Below are 13,388 nucleotides of genomic sequence, written 5' to 3'. Positions count from 1 at the left end.
GATCAGTAACCGAAGCGCGGCGACGGCTCGGCGGGCGGGAGCACGTCGTTCGGCGGCACCGGCGGGTTGGTCATCTCGTCGATCCGGCTGCGGCGGCGGATCGCGTTGAAGATCCAGACGTTCGTCAGGTGCAGCGCGCCGAGCACGAGCATCACGATGCCGAGCTTCACACTCAGCTGCTCGAACACCCCGCGCGCGTCCACCACCGCGTTGTCGGTGCGCAGGAACAGCGTCACGAAGCCCAGGTTCACCAGGTAGAACCCGACCACGAGCAGCCGGTTCACCGCGTCGGCGAAGTCCTCGTTGCCGTGGAACACGTCGACCAGGAAGATCCGCCCGTTCCGGCTCAGGGTGCGCGCCACCCACACGATCAGCGGCACGGAGATCACCAGGTACAGCAGGTACGTCGTCACGGTCATGCCGATCACATCCTCACTTTTGAACACGTTCAACTTGAACCTACAGGCACCTTTTGAACATGTTCAAGTAGCCTGTGACGTGAGCTGGGTCTCGTGCTGGGGCAGGATGGCGGGATGACGACCTGGGTCTTCGAGGGGACGGTCCTGCCGGCCGGGGACGCCGGCCGGCTCGTGTTCGGCGCCGGTGACGACGACGTGCTGCCTGGGCGGTTCGCCGTACCGGGGCTGGTGGACTCGCACTGCCACCTGACGATGGGGCCCGGCGACAACGGGCCGGTGATGTTCGGCGCGGACTTCGCGAACGAGCGGCTCGGCGAGCTGGCCAACGCCGGAGTGAGCGCGCTGCGGGACGTCGGCGGCAACCGTGAGGTGACGCTCAAGCTGGCCACCACCGAGGACGACGGCCGTCCGTTCGTGCTCGCGGCCGGGCGCTTCCTCGCCCCGCAGGGCCGCTACTTCCCGGGGATGTACGACCCGGTCGCCCCGGAGGACCTGCTGGCCGCGGTCGAGGCCGAGATCGCCGACGGCGCGACCTGGCTCAAGCTCGTCGCCGACTTTCCGGCGGTCGGACCGGACGGCCCGATCCGCGGCAGCGAAGTGGCGCAGACCTACCCGACCGACGTCATTCAGGCGATGGTCGACCTCGCGCACTCACGGGGTGCGCGAGTCGCGGCGCACACGAACACTGCGATCGTCAGCGAGCTGATCCGGGTCGGTGTCGACTCGATCGAGCACGGTACGTCACTCACCGAGCAGGACCTGGAGGCCCTCGGCGCTCGCGGCGGCGCCTGGACGCCGACCCTCTGCGCCTCGGTCAGCGAGATCCCGAACGCCACCCCGGAGCAGGAGTCGCGCCGCCAGGCCCGGTCGGAGTACCTCGCATCGGTGCTCCCGCTCGCCGACCGGTACGGCGTTCGCGTGCTGACCGGATCCGACGTCGTGGGCTCCGTGGCCGGCGAAGTCGCCCTGCTCGTGAAGCACGGGCTGACCGTGGACCAGGCGCTGGCCGCCGCGTCGACGAGCGCGCAGGAGTACCTCGGCCTCCGCGGCGACGGCAACCTCGTCACGTACGACGCCGATCCGCGCGAGCACCCCGCCGTCCTCACGAACCCGGCGGCGGTCGTCCTGAACCACCGGCGGATCGCGTGAAGGAGAAGGACCTGGACCGCTGGGTCGCGAAGTACCGGAGGGCCTGGGAGTCGAACGACCCGGCCGACATCGCGGCATTGTGGACCGAGGACGCCGCCTGGTACCGGCGGCCGGACGAGGAGCCGGTGCTCGGCCGGGACGCGATCGCGACCGCCTGGCTGGAGGTCGCGGACGCGCCGGGTGAGACGACCTTCGAGTACGACGTGCTCGGGTTCGGCGACGGGGTCGGGTTCGTCCGCGGCTGGACCACGTACCTGACCGAACCGCCGGCCGAGTTCAGCAACTTGTGGGTGATCCGTCTCGACAAGGACCGCGCCCACGAGTTCACCGAGTGGTGGATGGAAAAGCCGCTCTGAGCTAGCCTTCCGGTAGGCGCTCAGGGTGCCACCGGTCCGCGGGAAGGGCTCAGCCCACCTGATCATGGAGTTGTGCGGTAGCTGTTCACCTCCTTTCTCGCCTGACGACGCGGACAGCAGGCTCGTAGAGAGGAGGTCGCGATGCCGACCCGGAATCTCCCGAACGACCCGCACCTGGACCACCTGCGCAAGCAGGCCAAGCAGCTCCTCAAGCAGGTCCGTGCCGACAACCCCGACGCAGTCGCCCTCGCCGCCGAGTTCCACCCGGTGCAGACGCTGGCCGACGCGCAGCTGGTGATCGCCCGGAGCTACGGATTCCCCAGCTGGCCGCGGATCGTGCGGCATCTCGAGCTGGTCGACCGGTACAGCCGGTCGCCGCATCGGCAGCCGATCGGCGGCCCGCTCGAGACGCCCGAGCAGCGAGCGGACGAGTTCCTCCGGCTGGCGACTCTGCACTACGGGCAGGACGACCCGGCTCGGCAGCACGCCGCGCGGGAGCTGCTCGAACGCTCCCCGGACATTGCCTTGAGCAACATCTACACCAAGGTGGTGGCCGGCGAGCTGGACGCCGTACGCGCGGATCTTCCGCAGCAGGCCCGCGCAGAAGGCGGGCCGTACCGCTGGGAGCCGTTGGTCTACCTGACCTACAGCCGTCTGGACGCGCCGCATCAGGTGGAGATCGCGCGCCTGCTGCTCGAACACGGCGCGGACCCGAACGCGGGCTATCTCTGGCAAGGCCTGCCGTCGCCCTTCACCGCGTTGACCGGCGTCTTCGGCCGTGGCGAAGGCGATCAGCCACCGCATCGCGACCGGGTCGAGCTCGCCCGGCTGCTGCTCGACGCCGGCGCTGACCCGAACGACAGCCAGACCATGTACAACTGCGGTCCCGGTGCTCCCCCGCCGTACGACGACGTGCACCTGGAGCTCCTGCTCGAGTATGGACTCGGCCGGGGCGACGGCGGTCCTTGGCATGAACGGATGACGGCTGCGCACCCGACACCACAGCAGCTGATGGAGGACGAGCTGGTGTTCGCCTCGTCCGAAGGCCTCCTGCATCGGGTCGAACTGGTGCTTGCCCAAGGCACTGATCCGGAGGGGCGCGGGACCGAGCACCCGGTCTTCTGCGGACACCGGGCCTACGAGCTGGCCGCCATACAAGGGCACACCGAGATCGCCGAGCTCCTCCGCGCTGCCGGGGCGGCCCCGCTGGACGAAGTCCACGAGGTGTTCGCCGCGATCATGCGAGGTGAGACCCCGGACGTCAGCCCCGAGCTCGCCGCGCGTGCCGTCGCCCGCAATCCCTACCTCCCGATCCGGGCCGGCGAGATCGGCCGGACGCAAGCCCTGGAACCGTTGCGGAACCTGGGCTTCGACCTGAACATCATGGGCGGATCCGCAGCAATCCACCAGGCAGCGCTCTACGGCCACCTCGACACCGTGAAGAAGCTGATCGAGCTCGGCTCCGACCCGGAGCAACGCGATCCGTCGTACGGCGGGAACGCGCTCGGCTGGGCCGAGCACAACCACCAGCAGGCGGTGATCGACTACCTCAAGGGCTTACCGCAAGGAACAGGAACGCGCTGAAAACCATCAGGTGTACGGCGCCCTGCAGCAACGTCGCACGGCCGGTGGCCAGCGTCAGCATGCCGGTCACCACCGTGAGCACGAACAGCACCATCTCCTTGCCGCCCAGCCCGAGCACCAGCGGCCCGTCGAGCCAGATGGACGCGATCGCGATGGCCGGGATGGTGAGGCCGATGCTGGCGAGCGCCGACCCGAGCGCGAGGTTCACGCTGGTCTGGAGGCGGTTCCGCAGTGCTGCGCGGACTGCGGCAACCGTCTCCGGCAGCAGCACGAGCAGGGCGATGAGGACGCCGACCACCGCGAGCGGCGCGCCGGCCGACTCGACCGCGGACTCGAGCCTCGGCGACACCGTCTTGGCGAGCCCGACCACCGAGACCAGGCAGACGAAGAGCAAGCCCAGGCTGAGCAGTGCAGTCTTGCCGCTTGGCGCGGCCGCATGCTCGTCCGGGTCCTCCTCGTCGACCACGGCCGGCGCCTCGACATCACGGTGCCGCTGGACCTCCGGCGCACCGGCGAGGACCGGCAGGAAGTAGTCGCGGTGCCGGACGGTCTGGACGAAGACGAAGACGCCGTACATCACCAGGGAGACGACACCGGCGAAGGCGAGCTGGGCCGGGCTGAACTGCGGGCCCGGCGCGCTGGTCGTGAACGTCGGCAGCACCAGGCTGAGCGTGACGAGCGCGGTCATCACGGCCAGGGCGCTGCTGGACGCCCGGACACGGAACTCCTGCACGTGGTGCCGCAGCGAGCCTACGACGAGGGACAACCCGAGGATGCCGTTGCAGGTGATCATCACCGCGGCGAACACCGTGTCCCGCGCCAGCGACGACGCCTTGTCGCCGCCGGACGCCATCAGCGTCACGATCAGCGCGACCTCGATCACGGTCACCGCGAGCGCCAGGATCAGCGTGCCGAACGGTTCGCCGACGCGGTGCGCGACGACCTCGGCATGGTGGACGGCCGCGATCACGGCGGCGCCGAGCCCGGCGCAGACCAGGATCAGCAGGACCGCGCCCAGGTCGCGACCCCAGGACACCAACAGCACGAGGAAGGCCAACGGGGGGACGGCCAGACTCCAGCGTGGGAGCCCTTGGATCACGGTGTTTGTCATCCCCAGGCAGTCTATCGGGAATGGTGTTGGCATCCTGGGCTTCTCGGGTGATGCTTCTCGCACTATGTCAGTACAGATCAGGAATGCCACACCGGCCGACTGGGCGGCGATCTGGCCGTTCTTCCACGACATCGTCACCGCGCAGGAGACCTACGCCTACGACCCGGATCTCACCGAGGAGCGGGCGCGGGCGCTCTGGATGTCACCGTCCAAGGACCCGCTCAGCCGGACCACGGTCGCGGTCGATGCCGATGGCACCGTTCTGGGCAGCGCCAACATGTACCCGAACCGGCCGGGGCCGGGGTCGCACGTCGCGAGCGCGAGCTTCATGGTCGGCTCGGCCGCCCGCGGCAAGGGCGTCGGGCGGCTGCTCTGCGAGGACATGATCGACTGGGCCCGGCGATCAGGCTTCCGGTCGATCCAGTTCAACGCCGTCGTCGAGACCAACGCGGCAGCCGTGCACCTGTGGCAGGACCTGGGCTTCACCATCATCGGCACCGTCCCCGAGGCCTTCCACCACCCCAAGCACGGGTACGTCGGCCTGCACGTCATGCACCGCCCGCTCTGAGACCCACGGAGGCGGCGCGCAGGACTGCTGCGGTCAGCGCGTCCAGGACGCTGGACTGGAGCTTCCAGTGCTGCCAGTACAGCGGCACGTCGATGTACTTGCCAGGGGCAACATCCACCAGGCGGCCGGCGGCCAGGTCGGGCTCGGCGACCTCGTCCTCGATCATTCCCCAGCCGAGGCCGATCCGGACGGCCTGGTGGAAGGCGCCGGGCGCCGGCACCGCGTGCGTCGGCGGGTCGAGCCTGCGCCTGGTGACCTTGCGGATCAGCCGGTGCTGCAGCAGGTCCTTGGTGTTGAACACGATCATCGGCGCCTCGGCCAGCGCCTCCGGCAACGGCTTCCCGGCCAGCCAGCGCTCCGCGAACGCGGGCGTGGCAACCGGCAGGTACCGCATCTTCCCCAGCGGCACCACGCGACAGCCCTGCACCGGCCGCGGGTCGCCGGTCACCGCGGCGAGCACCGTGCCGTTGCGCAGGAACTCCGCGGAGTGCTCCTCGTCCTCCTGATGGACGACGAACCGCGCGGCGTGCTGCTCGGACAGGTCGAGCATCGCGGGCAGGAACCAGTTGTTGAGCGAGTCCGCGTTCACCGCGATCGGCAGGCGGAGCGTGTCGACCTTGCCACGGACCGCGGCGATCGCCTCCAACTCGAGCAGCGAGACCTGCCTGGCCAGCCGGAGCAGGGCCTCCCCCGCCTCGGTGGGTTTCGCCGGCTTGGCTCGCATCACGACGACCTGGCCGAGCCGGCTCTCCAACGCCTTGATCCGCTGGCTGACGGCAGAGGGCGTGATGTTCAGCCGGCGCGCGGCCGCGTCGAAACTGCCTTCGTCAACGACGGCTGCGAAGGTGTCGAGCTGTGCCGAGTCGATCTGCATGATGAAGCCATGCTAATGCCCCTTCAGAATCTTTAGCTGGTCTGATGGAGTCGGGTTACCTACCGTCGTAGCCATGCCCCTCCTTGCCGGATTTGCCACGACGTTGTCCCTGATCGTCGCGATCGGAGCGCAGAACGCCTTCGTGCTGCGTCAGGGCCTGCGTCGCGAGCACGTGCTGCCGGTGGTGCTGGTCTGCTCCCTGTCCGACGCACTCCTCATCTCCAGCGGCATCGCCGGCCTCGGCGCCCTGCTCACCCGCAGCGAGCTCGCGCTCGACATCGCGAAGTACGGCGGCGCCGCCTTCCTCTTCGTGTACGCCGCCTTCGCCGCCAGGCGCGCGCTCAACCCCGGCGCGATCAGCCCGGCCGACCACGCTCCCGCCGCGCTCCGCAGCGTATTGCTGACCTGCCTCGGCTTCACCTACCTCAACCCGCACGTGTATCTCGACACCGTCGTCCTGCTCGGATCGCTGGCCAACCAGCGCGGCGCCGACGGCCGCTGGGTCTACGGCATCGGCGCTGTCACCGCGTCGTTCACCTGGTTCTTCGCGCTCGGGTTCTTCGCCCGCAAGCTCACGCCCCTGTTCGCCCGCCCGCGCGCCTGGCAGGTCCTCGATTCGACCATCGCCGTGCTGATGGCCGGTCTGGCCACCTGGATGCTCCTCGACTGACCCAGACTGTGCCCGTGGACGTGACGGTGTTGTGCGATGCGGTGGCAGTGTTCCCGGAGCCCGTCGAGGACGCGCTGCCGGGGTGGAGTGCGGACCATGCGGAGTGGACCTCGGCGGTGATGCCCGGGAACGTGCGGGCCGCGGGGTGGTGGCTGCATTTCCACAGCTATCTCGTGACCGGGGACGCAGGTGTCGTTCTCGTTGACGCGGGAGTGGGCCCAGCGGGCGGCGAGGCCGCTGAGTGGCTGGGGGTGAGCGGACGGCTGCCGGGGTTGCTGGCGAAGGTCGGCGTACGAGAGAGCGACATCGACACCGTGGTGCTGACGCATGTGCACCTGGATCACGTGGGGTGGAGCGCGGAGGCCGAGCGGCCGCGGTTCGAGAATGCGGAGTACGTCGTACAGCGGGCCGAGCTCGAGCATGTGCGGGGCGGGGCGACGTACGAGCGGATGATCCGGCCGATCGTCGACGCCGAGCAGCTCCGGGTTGTGGACGGTGAGACCGGGATACGCGGGCTGCGGCTCGTGCCGACGCCCGGGCACACGCCCGGGCATCAGTCGGTGGTGACCGAGCGGGCAGTGCTCGGCGGTGACGTGCTGGTGCATCCGGCGCAGGCTCGATGGCCTGAGCTCATCTACGTGTACGAGCGGGATCCGGCGCGGGCCGTGACGTCGCGGCGGGAGGTGCTCGCGCTGGCGGCCGCGTCGGGGATCCCGATCGCGGCCGCCCATCCCCATGCTGCGCTGTCCGGTGATGCGCGCGCGCTGGCCACTCCGGCCGATGGCAGCGAGGTTTGCCCGCCGTACAAGCTTTAGCGGTAGCCGGTGGTGTCGGCCGGCTTGCCGGGGTCCTGGACCTCGACGATGTAGCGCCACGCGTCCGGCCGGCTCCCGTCGAGATCGGTGAAGCCGTAGACCTGCGCGAGCTCGCCGCTCGACGTGGACTTGCCGTTCCAGCGCCGTACGTCGGGATCCGCGGCCAGGGCCGCCACCGCGCGGCCGACGTACGACGGGCTCTCGGAGATCGCGAAGTGCGGGATCCGCTCGGTCGCGTCCTGCCAGGTCTCCTCGGTCACGCCGAAGCCTTCGAGCATCGCCTCGGACCGCAGCCAGCCGGGCGTGAGCAGGACGGCGGTCGCGTCGTACTTGTCGAGCTCATGCGCGAGCGCGAACGCCATCCGGCTGACGGCGCCCTTGGCGAGGTCGTAGAAGAACGAGACGCGGTAGTTGTCCGCGTTGTACTCGTTCGTCCCGTCGGTCATCTCGATGACCAGGCCACCCGGTGACTTGATCAGCAGCGGCAGCGCGTAGTGGCTGGTGATCACGTGCGTGTCGACGCCGAGCCGGAGCAGCCGCAGGCCGTCCTCGAGGTTGCTCTCCCAGACGGTCTTGTCCCACTCGGGCTCGCTGAACTGACCCCAGATGTCGTTCACCAGGATGTGCAGCGCGCCCTGCTCGGCCTCGATCCGCTCGACCAGCGCGCGGACCTGCTCGGGATCCAGGTGGTCCACCGGTACGGCGATGCCGTGGCCGCCGGCCTGGTCGACCAGCTCGGCGGTCTCGTCGATCGTCTCCGGCCGGTTCATCTCCGACCGCCGCCCCTTCGTGGTGCGCCCGGTCACGTACACGGTCGCGCCCGCGGCGCCGAGCTGGACCGCGATGCCCCGGCCGGCCGCCCGGCTCGCCCCGGTCACCAACGCAACCTTCCCCGCCAACGGCTTCATACCCGCCTCCACATTTTCCATACGTTGTATGGTTATGTACCATACGGCGTATGGTTAATGCTGGCAAGCGGTCCGGTCGACCCCGTGCCGGGGAGGAGCGGCTGAGCCGGGAGGCGATCCTGACGGCGGCGCTGCGGATCGTCGACGACGAGGGGATCGACGCGCTCACCATGCGGCGGCTCGCGTCCACGCTCGGGGTCAACCCGATGTCGCTCTACCACCACCTGCCGAACAAGGCGGCCGTCCTCGGTGGGCTCGCCGAGCTCGTGTTCGCCGGCGTGGAGCAGACCGATCCGGGCGACGCCGTGCCGTGGCAGGAGCAGCTCAAGGAGGCGGCGCGGGCGTATCGCAACGCGCTCCGGGCACATCCGAACCTGGCGCTGCAGGTGCTGTCCGATACGTCGACAGTCTCGGAGGTCGTGGTCGTGACAGTGGAGCCGTACTACCGCGCGCTCGACCGGGCCGGGCTGTCACCGCGGCAGATCGTCGAGTCGGTGAACACGCTGGTCGACTTCATCCACGGCTTCGCCCTGGGCGAGGCTTCGGTCCGCTCGGAGACGTTCGACCTGGCGCCCGACCTGCTCGCTCGGGTGCAGGGACTGCCCGAAGGCAAGGCGCCGACGCTGGTGCGGGTGGTCAATGAGCTGGGGCCGGAAGGCCTCGCCTACGACTTCGACAGCGGCTTCGAGTCCGGACTCGCGGTGCTCACCGCCGGCATCGCGACCTTGGCCGGCCGCGGCCGGTAGCGCGAGATCGCGACCCCGACCAGGCAGAGCAGGCCGCCGAGATAGGCCAGCGGCGCCGGGCTCTCGCCGAGCAGCAGCCAGCCGAGGAAGATCGTCAGCGGCGGGACCAGGTACGTCGTCGCGCCCATCCGCCCGGCGGTGGTCCGGGCCAGCGCGTAGGCCCAGGCGGTGAAGGCGATCGCGGTCGGGAACGCACCGAGGAACACGACCCACCAGATGCTCGACGGTCGCGCGTCAGCCGTCTCCCGGACCAAGGCCGGCGCGAACGGAAGACAACTGATCGTGCCGATGACGCAGGCCAGCCAGGTCACCTCGAGCGCCGGCAGCCTGGCGAGCAGGGGCTTCTGCGTGACGACCCCGATCGCGTACGCCGCCGCGGCGACGAGGCACAAGACGACGCCCCACGTCTCGGCCTGTCCGTCGGACGACGACATGCCAATCAGCACCACCCCGCCGAACGCGGCGATGCTGCCGATCACCAACTGGCGCGGGAAGCCCTCGTGCAGGAACACGCCGGCCAGCAAGGCGATCAGCAGCGGGCCGATGTTCACCAGCATCGAGGTCGTGCCGGCGTCGAGGTGCTGCTCGGCCGCGTTCAGCGTGAGGTTGTAGACGCCGAACCACAACAGCCCGCACGGCAGCAGGAACTTCCAGTCACCCTTCGCCGGCCAGCGGCGTGGGCGGGTGAACACGAACACTCCCAGCAGCACGCTGCCGACCAGCAACCGGCCCAACGACAGCGCACCGGCCGAGAACTCGTGCCCGACATGACGGATCGCCACGAACGCCGCAGCCCACAACACGACCGCCACCGCCGCCGCACCCACCGCCAACACGCTGTCTTTCCTCATACCTACGACGCTAGGTCTCGGACACTTCGGCGGACACCGAATTCTTCGCCGGCGGCAGCGCGAACGGTACGACGATCGCCGTCAGCAACACCGGGATCGTCAACGCGGCAACCAGCACCGCCATGCTGAACCACAACGAACCGACCGCGAACCCGACGTAGACCGCGACCGCGAACACCTCGGCGAAGAACCCGGACACCGACGTCACGGTCGCTCGCGCCGGACCGGTGATCGAGTCCTGCAGCCGCGCCTCGGCGACCACGATCACCAGCTGCATAACGCCGTACCCGATCGCGATCGGCGCGAAGCCCCAGGCCGTGCCGCTCAGCGCACCCCAGGCGATGAGTCCGGCCGTCGCGCCGAGCCCGACCGCGAAGGTTGCTGCTGGCAACTTGTACGCCGGTCCCGCGAGCGCGCCGCCGATCGCCTGCGCGGCGACGGTCACCGCGATCAGCAACGGCACCACCGTGGTCGACGCTCCCGCATCTCGCGCGAGCAACGGGAAGTACTCGTCGAACGCCAGGAAGCCACCCAGCAAGGCGACGAGCACCACCGCTCGCCGCACGGCCCGACTGGTCAACGCCTCGGTCACACCGGCCCGCAGCATCGTCCAGTACTCGGTGAGGGCAGCCCGGGTGGAGGTCGAGTGTGGCTCGTCCTCCTCCGGCTGGGCCGGCTCGACGGCCGGCGCCTCCGGGAGGGTCAGCGCGACAGCAGCCTGAACCAGGCAGCTGAGGACACTGACGATTCCCGCCAGCACGTAGCCACCGAGGTCGAACAGCGGCGCGGCCAACGCGGTCGCGGCGAGGTTGGCGATCAGCGAGGCCGACCTGGCCCGGCCGAGCAGCCCGGCGTACTTGTCCGTGCAGTCGCGGGCAGCCAACTCGTCGTACACGAAGGCCTCGAATGTGCCGGAAATCAGCGCGGACGAGACGCCCCAGAGCACGAAGCCGAGGGCGAAGCCGGCGAACGACGGCACGGTGATCCACGCCGTGTACCCGAGCGCGCTGATCAGCGCGCCGAGGACCAGCAGCTTCCGCCGTGAGTACGTGTCGGCCCAGGCGCCGGACGGCACCTCGAGCACGAAGGCAGTCGTCGACCAGATGACGAACAGGATCGAGATCTGGGCAGCCGACAACCCGTGGTCGGCGAACAGCAGCTGGTACAGCGGATACAGCGGGATGAAGTCCTGCAACGCCTCGTACGCGACGATGCGAGTGGACAGGCTCTTCGGTAGGCGGTCAGGGCGTCAAAGGTGCGGGCTCGGGTATCTCATGCCTTGAAAGATACGGCGAAATCAGCGCCCCAGCAGGTCTTTTCTTCCGGGTGTGGACAAGTGCAGGACCTGGTACCGCGTGCCGGGCACCGCGCCCGGCTCGGGCGAGCTCCACAAGGTGAAGAACACCAGCTCCCAGCGGCTGGGATCGACGGCCAGCGCCGCGGAGTGGACGCCGGATCGCCCTGCGTTCTCGCGCAGCACCTCGAGCGCCACACCGACCGGATCCGCGGGGTCCACGTCGTTGGGCAGTGCCTGCGTGTGCCTGGTCGCGCTCAGTGCGGGCTGGTCCGACTCCGGGCCGGCCAGTGCCTCCACGCCGGTCCAGTGCCGCACCGGCGGACGGCCGAAGGACGTGCAGATCGCGCTGAAGAACCCGCCGCCCCAGAGGAAGCGGCCCATGCCGGCCGAGTCGTTCCACAGGTAGAACGGCGCGTACTGGTTGATCATCGCGCCGTTGGCCCGGTCCTGGATCAGGTACGCCTTGATCCCCAGCCCGTCGAAGTCGTCCAGCCGGTGCCCGGTGGTCGCCACCCGCCGCCTGATGATCCCCATGTCGTAGTCGGTCGGCAACGTGATCTCGTACTGCATCGCGTCCACGGTCCACACCCTTCCGCTCGGTCGCCGACATACTAGTAGGTACAGAAGAATTGGGGAGCGCGGTCGTCCACGCGTCGGTCAGAGTAGGGCGATGGGTGACGTGAGCGAACGGATCTGGGCGAAGTTGCCGGAGGGCAGCCGCGACGCGCTGGTCGACGGGCTGAGTCCGTCGGACCTGCAGTCCGTGCTGCTGGACGTGAGCCGTGGCCGGGCCGCGAAGGTGACGCCGGCGCGGCTGCTGCAGCGGTGGCAGCAGGACCGGTTCGTGCAGCCGTCCACGTCCGACCCGCGGCGGCTCGTGAAGACCCAGCAGCGGCTGTGGGAGCTGCTGCCAGACCAGTTCGCGGGCGTCGAGCTGTCGCCGGTGACGCCCCTCGGCACGTGCTCGGCGGTCTCCAACATCAACCAGCACCAGGTGCTCAGCACGATCCGCAGCACCGAGGTCGCCAGCGACCCGACCAACGAGCTGGCGATCGAGGCCGCCGTACGGCGTCGTGCTGGTGAGCCACGTGTACACCTGGCTGCGTGCCAGCGAGTCGTGCGGGCACAGGCGGTCGACGGGCCGGGGATGTTCGCGCACTTCCAGCTGTTCGTGCTGGTGTCGAGTGCGCGGGACACCGGCTCGGGACGGACCGAGGCGGAGCTGCTGGTAGATCACCTGCGCTACTGGCACGACGTGCTGGGTGACGCGGCCGAGCTGACGTTCACGACGTTCACGCCGTCGGCTGTGCGGGAGCGGATCGACGACACCGTCCGCCCGGCGCTGAAGACCGAGCTGGTCGAGGACGCGGCGCGGGAGAAGGGCCGGAACTACTACGCCGGTACGGCGCTGGGCATCGGCTGCGACGGCGCGGAGCTGGGCGACGGTGGCTTCACCACGTGGACTGCCGACCTGCTCGGCGACGCGAAGGAGCGCTGCCTGATCTCCTGCGTGTCCACCGAGCGGCTGACCGCTATCTCAGCTTGAGCAGCGCCGCGTCGGTCGGCCTGAAGCCGCAGGCCTCGACGTAGAAGGCGGTCAGGTGTGGCTCGTAGTCCACATGCAGCCACTCACACCCGGCGGCCTTCGCCTCCTCAGCCGCAGCAAGCACCAACCGCTTCCCGATGCCTTGCCGACCATGGTCCGGATGTACGGCGGTGTCCAGCACGAACGCATGGGCACCGCCGTCCCAGCACACCTGCACGAAGCCGACCAGCTGCTCGTTGCTGAAGGCCCCCACCCAGGTGAGCGCCCACCGCTCCAGCCGCTCTCGCCACGCCTGCACCTCGACCTCGCCACCGAACGCAACCGCGTGCAGCGTCGACAGCTCCACGTCATCCACCGGAAACCGCACCACGAGCTTCACAGCACTCTCTCCGCCGCAGCCAGGCGAGCGCTCCAGCCCGCGACCTCGTCAGGTGCGGCCGACTTCACGTGAGTCTGCATCCGGTCAGGCTAGGACGGGGCTGTGCTTGCAGTCT

16 protein-coding genes are annotated in these 13,388 nt (G+C 69.5%); 8 read left to right on the top strand and 8 right to left on the bottom strand.

Going from position 1 to position 13,388, the window contains the following annotated elements:
- Positions 1-2: 2 nt before the first annotated feature.
- Entirely contained in the window at positions 3-419 is a 417-nt protein-coding gene (locus tag ACWCOV_RS11510; protein ID WP_449829167.1) for a hypothetical protein, read from the bottom strand.
- A 114-nt stretch (positions 420-533) separates the two neighbouring features.
- On the opposite strand from ACWCOV_RS11510, the gene ACWCOV_RS11505 reads away from it, so the two are divergent.
- From ACWCOV_RS11505 to ACWCOV_RS11495, 3 genes are all read left to right on the top strand, one after another.
- Complete coding sequence (locus ACWCOV_RS11505; RefSeq protein WP_449829166.1) at positions 534-1,568, top strand: amidohydrolase family protein; 1,035 nt, start codon at positions 534-536, stop codon at positions 1,566-1,568.
- Complete coding sequence (locus tag ACWCOV_RS11500) at positions 1,565-1,924, top strand: YybH family protein (protein WP_449829165.1); 360 nt, start codon at positions 1,565-1,567, stop codon at positions 1,922-1,924. Before ACWCOV_RS11505 ends, ACWCOV_RS11500 begins: the two co-directional genes overlap by 4 nt.
- Positions 1,925-2,065: 141 nt before the next feature.
- The gene (locus ACWCOV_RS11495) at positions 2,066-3,508 is read left to right on the top strand and encodes an ankyrin repeat domain-containing protein (protein WP_449829164.1); all 1,443 of its coding nucleotides are present in this window, start codon (positions 2,066-2,068) and stop codon (positions 3,506-3,508) included.
- Here ACWCOV_RS11495 and ACWCOV_RS11490 read toward each other — a convergent pair.
- On the bottom strand, positions 3,474-4,619 hold the full coding sequence (locus ACWCOV_RS11490; protein WP_449829163.1) for a calcium:proton antiporter: 1,146 nt from the start codon (positions 4,617-4,619) through the stop codon (positions 3,474-3,476). The genes ACWCOV_RS11495 and ACWCOV_RS11490 overlap by 35 nt on opposite strands.
- Positions 4,620-4,683: 64 nt before the next feature.
- On the opposite strand from ACWCOV_RS11490, the gene ACWCOV_RS11485 reads away from it, so the two are divergent.
- Positions 4,684-5,187 (top strand): N-acetyltransferase family protein, encoded by a 504-nt coding sequence (locus ACWCOV_RS11485; protein ID WP_449829162.1) that lies wholly within the window; start codon positions 4,684-4,686, stop codon positions 5,185-5,187.
- Here ACWCOV_RS11485 and ACWCOV_RS11480 read toward each other — a convergent pair.
- A complete protein-coding gene (locus tag ACWCOV_RS11480; RefSeq protein WP_449829161.1) occupies positions 5,168-6,061 on the bottom strand; it encodes a LysR family transcriptional regulator ArgP in 894 nt (297 codons plus the stop codon). The two genes, ACWCOV_RS11485 and ACWCOV_RS11480, sit on opposite strands and share 20 nt — an antisense overlap.
- A 73-nt stretch (positions 6,062-6,134) precedes the next feature.
- Between ACWCOV_RS11480 and ACWCOV_RS11475 the strand changes: the two genes are divergently transcribed.
- Complete coding sequence (locus tag ACWCOV_RS11475; protein ID WP_449829160.1) at positions 6,135-6,731, top strand: LysE/ArgO family amino acid transporter; 597 nt, start codon at positions 6,135-6,137, stop codon at positions 6,729-6,731.
- Positions 6,732-6,745: 14 nt separating this feature from the next.
- Complete coding sequence (locus ACWCOV_RS11470) at positions 6,746-7,546, top strand: MBL fold metallo-hydrolase (protein ID WP_449829159.1); 801 nt, start codon at positions 6,746-6,748, stop codon at positions 7,544-7,546.
- Here ACWCOV_RS11470 and ACWCOV_RS11465 read toward each other — a convergent pair.
- On the bottom strand, positions 7,543-8,454 hold the full coding sequence (locus tag ACWCOV_RS11465) for an SDR family oxidoreductase (protein WP_449829158.1): 912 nt from the start codon (positions 8,452-8,454) through the stop codon (positions 7,543-7,545). The two genes, ACWCOV_RS11470 and ACWCOV_RS11465, sit on opposite strands and share 4 nt — an antisense overlap.
- A gap of 50 nt (positions 8,455-8,504) precedes the next feature.
- Between ACWCOV_RS11465 and ACWCOV_RS11460 the strand changes: the two genes are divergently transcribed.
- Positions 8,505-9,200 carry a TetR/AcrR family transcriptional regulator gene (locus ACWCOV_RS11460; protein WP_449829157.1) on the top strand — a complete coding sequence of 232 codons (696 nt, stop codon included), beginning with the start codon at positions 8,505-8,507 and terminating at the stop codon, positions 9,198-9,200.
- On the opposite strand, the gene ACWCOV_RS11455 is transcribed toward ACWCOV_RS11460, so the two are convergent.
- The 3 genes from ACWCOV_RS11455 to ACWCOV_RS11445 all read right to left on the bottom strand — a co-directional run bounded on the left by ACWCOV_RS11455 (position 9,119) and on the right by ACWCOV_RS11445 (position 11,918).
- Entirely contained in the window at positions 9,119-10,051 is a 933-nt protein-coding gene (locus tag ACWCOV_RS11455; protein ID WP_449829156.1) for a DMT family transporter, read from the bottom strand. The two genes, ACWCOV_RS11460 and ACWCOV_RS11455, sit on opposite strands and share 82 nt — an antisense overlap.
- 10 nt (positions 10,052-10,061) lie before the next feature.
- Entirely contained in the window at positions 10,062-11,246 is a 1,185-nt protein-coding gene (locus ACWCOV_RS11450) for an MFS transporter (protein WP_449829155.1), read from the bottom strand.
- Positions 11,247-11,348: 102 nt separating this feature from the next.
- Positions 11,349-11,918, bottom strand: coding sequence for a DUF4865 family protein (locus ACWCOV_RS11445; protein WP_449829303.1), 570 nt, complete (start codon positions 11,916-11,918; stop codon positions 11,349-11,351).
- 100 nt (positions 11,919-12,018) lie between these two features.
- Between ACWCOV_RS11445 and ACWCOV_RS11440 the strand changes: the two genes are divergently transcribed.
- Positions 12,019-12,894, top strand: a complete 876-nt coding sequence (locus tag ACWCOV_RS11440) for a hypothetical protein (RefSeq protein WP_449829154.1) — start codon at positions 12,019-12,021, stop codon at positions 12,892-12,894.
- Here ACWCOV_RS11440 and ACWCOV_RS11435 read toward each other — a convergent pair.
- A complete protein-coding gene (locus ACWCOV_RS11435) occupies positions 12,881-13,273 on the bottom strand; it encodes a GNAT family N-acetyltransferase (protein WP_449829153.1) in 393 nt (130 codons plus the stop codon). The two genes, ACWCOV_RS11440 and ACWCOV_RS11435, sit on opposite strands and share 14 nt — an antisense overlap.
- Between the last annotated feature and the right edge of the window lie 115 nt (positions 13,274-13,388).

Source organism: Kribbella sp. NPDC002412 (assembly GCF_053592935.1).
This window is presented reverse-complemented; position numbering and strand designations above follow the sequence as displayed.

Coding starts and splice junctions, on each gene's coding strand:
- ACWCOV_RS11510 (WP_449829167.1), bottom strand. CDS start 419: ATGACCGTGACGACGTACCTGCTGTACCTGGTGATCTCCGTGCCGCTG.
- ACWCOV_RS11505 (WP_449829166.1), top strand. CDS start 534: ATGACGACCTGGGTCTTCGAGGGGACGGTCCTGCCGGCCGGGGACGCC.
- ACWCOV_RS11495 (WP_449829164.1), top strand. CDS start 2,066: ATGCCGACCCGGAATCTCCCGAACGACCCGCACCTGGACCACCTGCGC.
- ACWCOV_RS11490 (WP_449829163.1), bottom strand. CDS start 4,619: ATGACAAACACCGTGATCCAAGGGCTCCCACGCTGGAGTCTGGCCGTC.
- ACWCOV_RS11485 (WP_449829162.1), top strand. CDS start 4,684: ATGTCAGTACAGATCAGGAATGCCACACCGGCCGACTGGGCGGCGATC.
- ACWCOV_RS11480 (WP_449829161.1), bottom strand. CDS start 6,061: ATGCAGATCGACTCGGCACAGCTCGACACCTTCGCAGCCGTCGTTGAC.
- ACWCOV_RS11475 (WP_449829160.1), top strand. CDS start 6,135: ATGCCCCTCCTTGCCGGATTTGCCACGACGTTGTCCCTGATCGTCGCG.
- ACWCOV_RS11465 (WP_449829158.1), bottom strand. CDS start 8,454: ATGAAGCCGTTGGCGGGGAAGGTTGCGTTGGTGACCGGGGCGAGCCGG.
- ACWCOV_RS11460 (WP_449829157.1), top strand. CDS start 8,505: ATGGTTAATGCTGGCAAGCGGTCCGGTCGACCCCGTGCCGGGGAGGAG.
- ACWCOV_RS11455 (WP_449829156.1), bottom strand. CDS start 10,051: ATGAGGAAAGACAGCGTGTTGGCGGTGGGTGCGGCGGCGGTGGCGGTC.
- ACWCOV_RS11445 (WP_449829303.1), bottom strand. CDS start 11,918: ATGCAGTACGAGATCACGTTGCCGACCGACTACGACATGGGGATCATC.
- ACWCOV_RS11440 (WP_449829154.1), top strand. CDS start 12,019: ATGGGTGACGTGAGCGAACGGATCTGGGCGAAGTTGCCGGAGGGCAGC.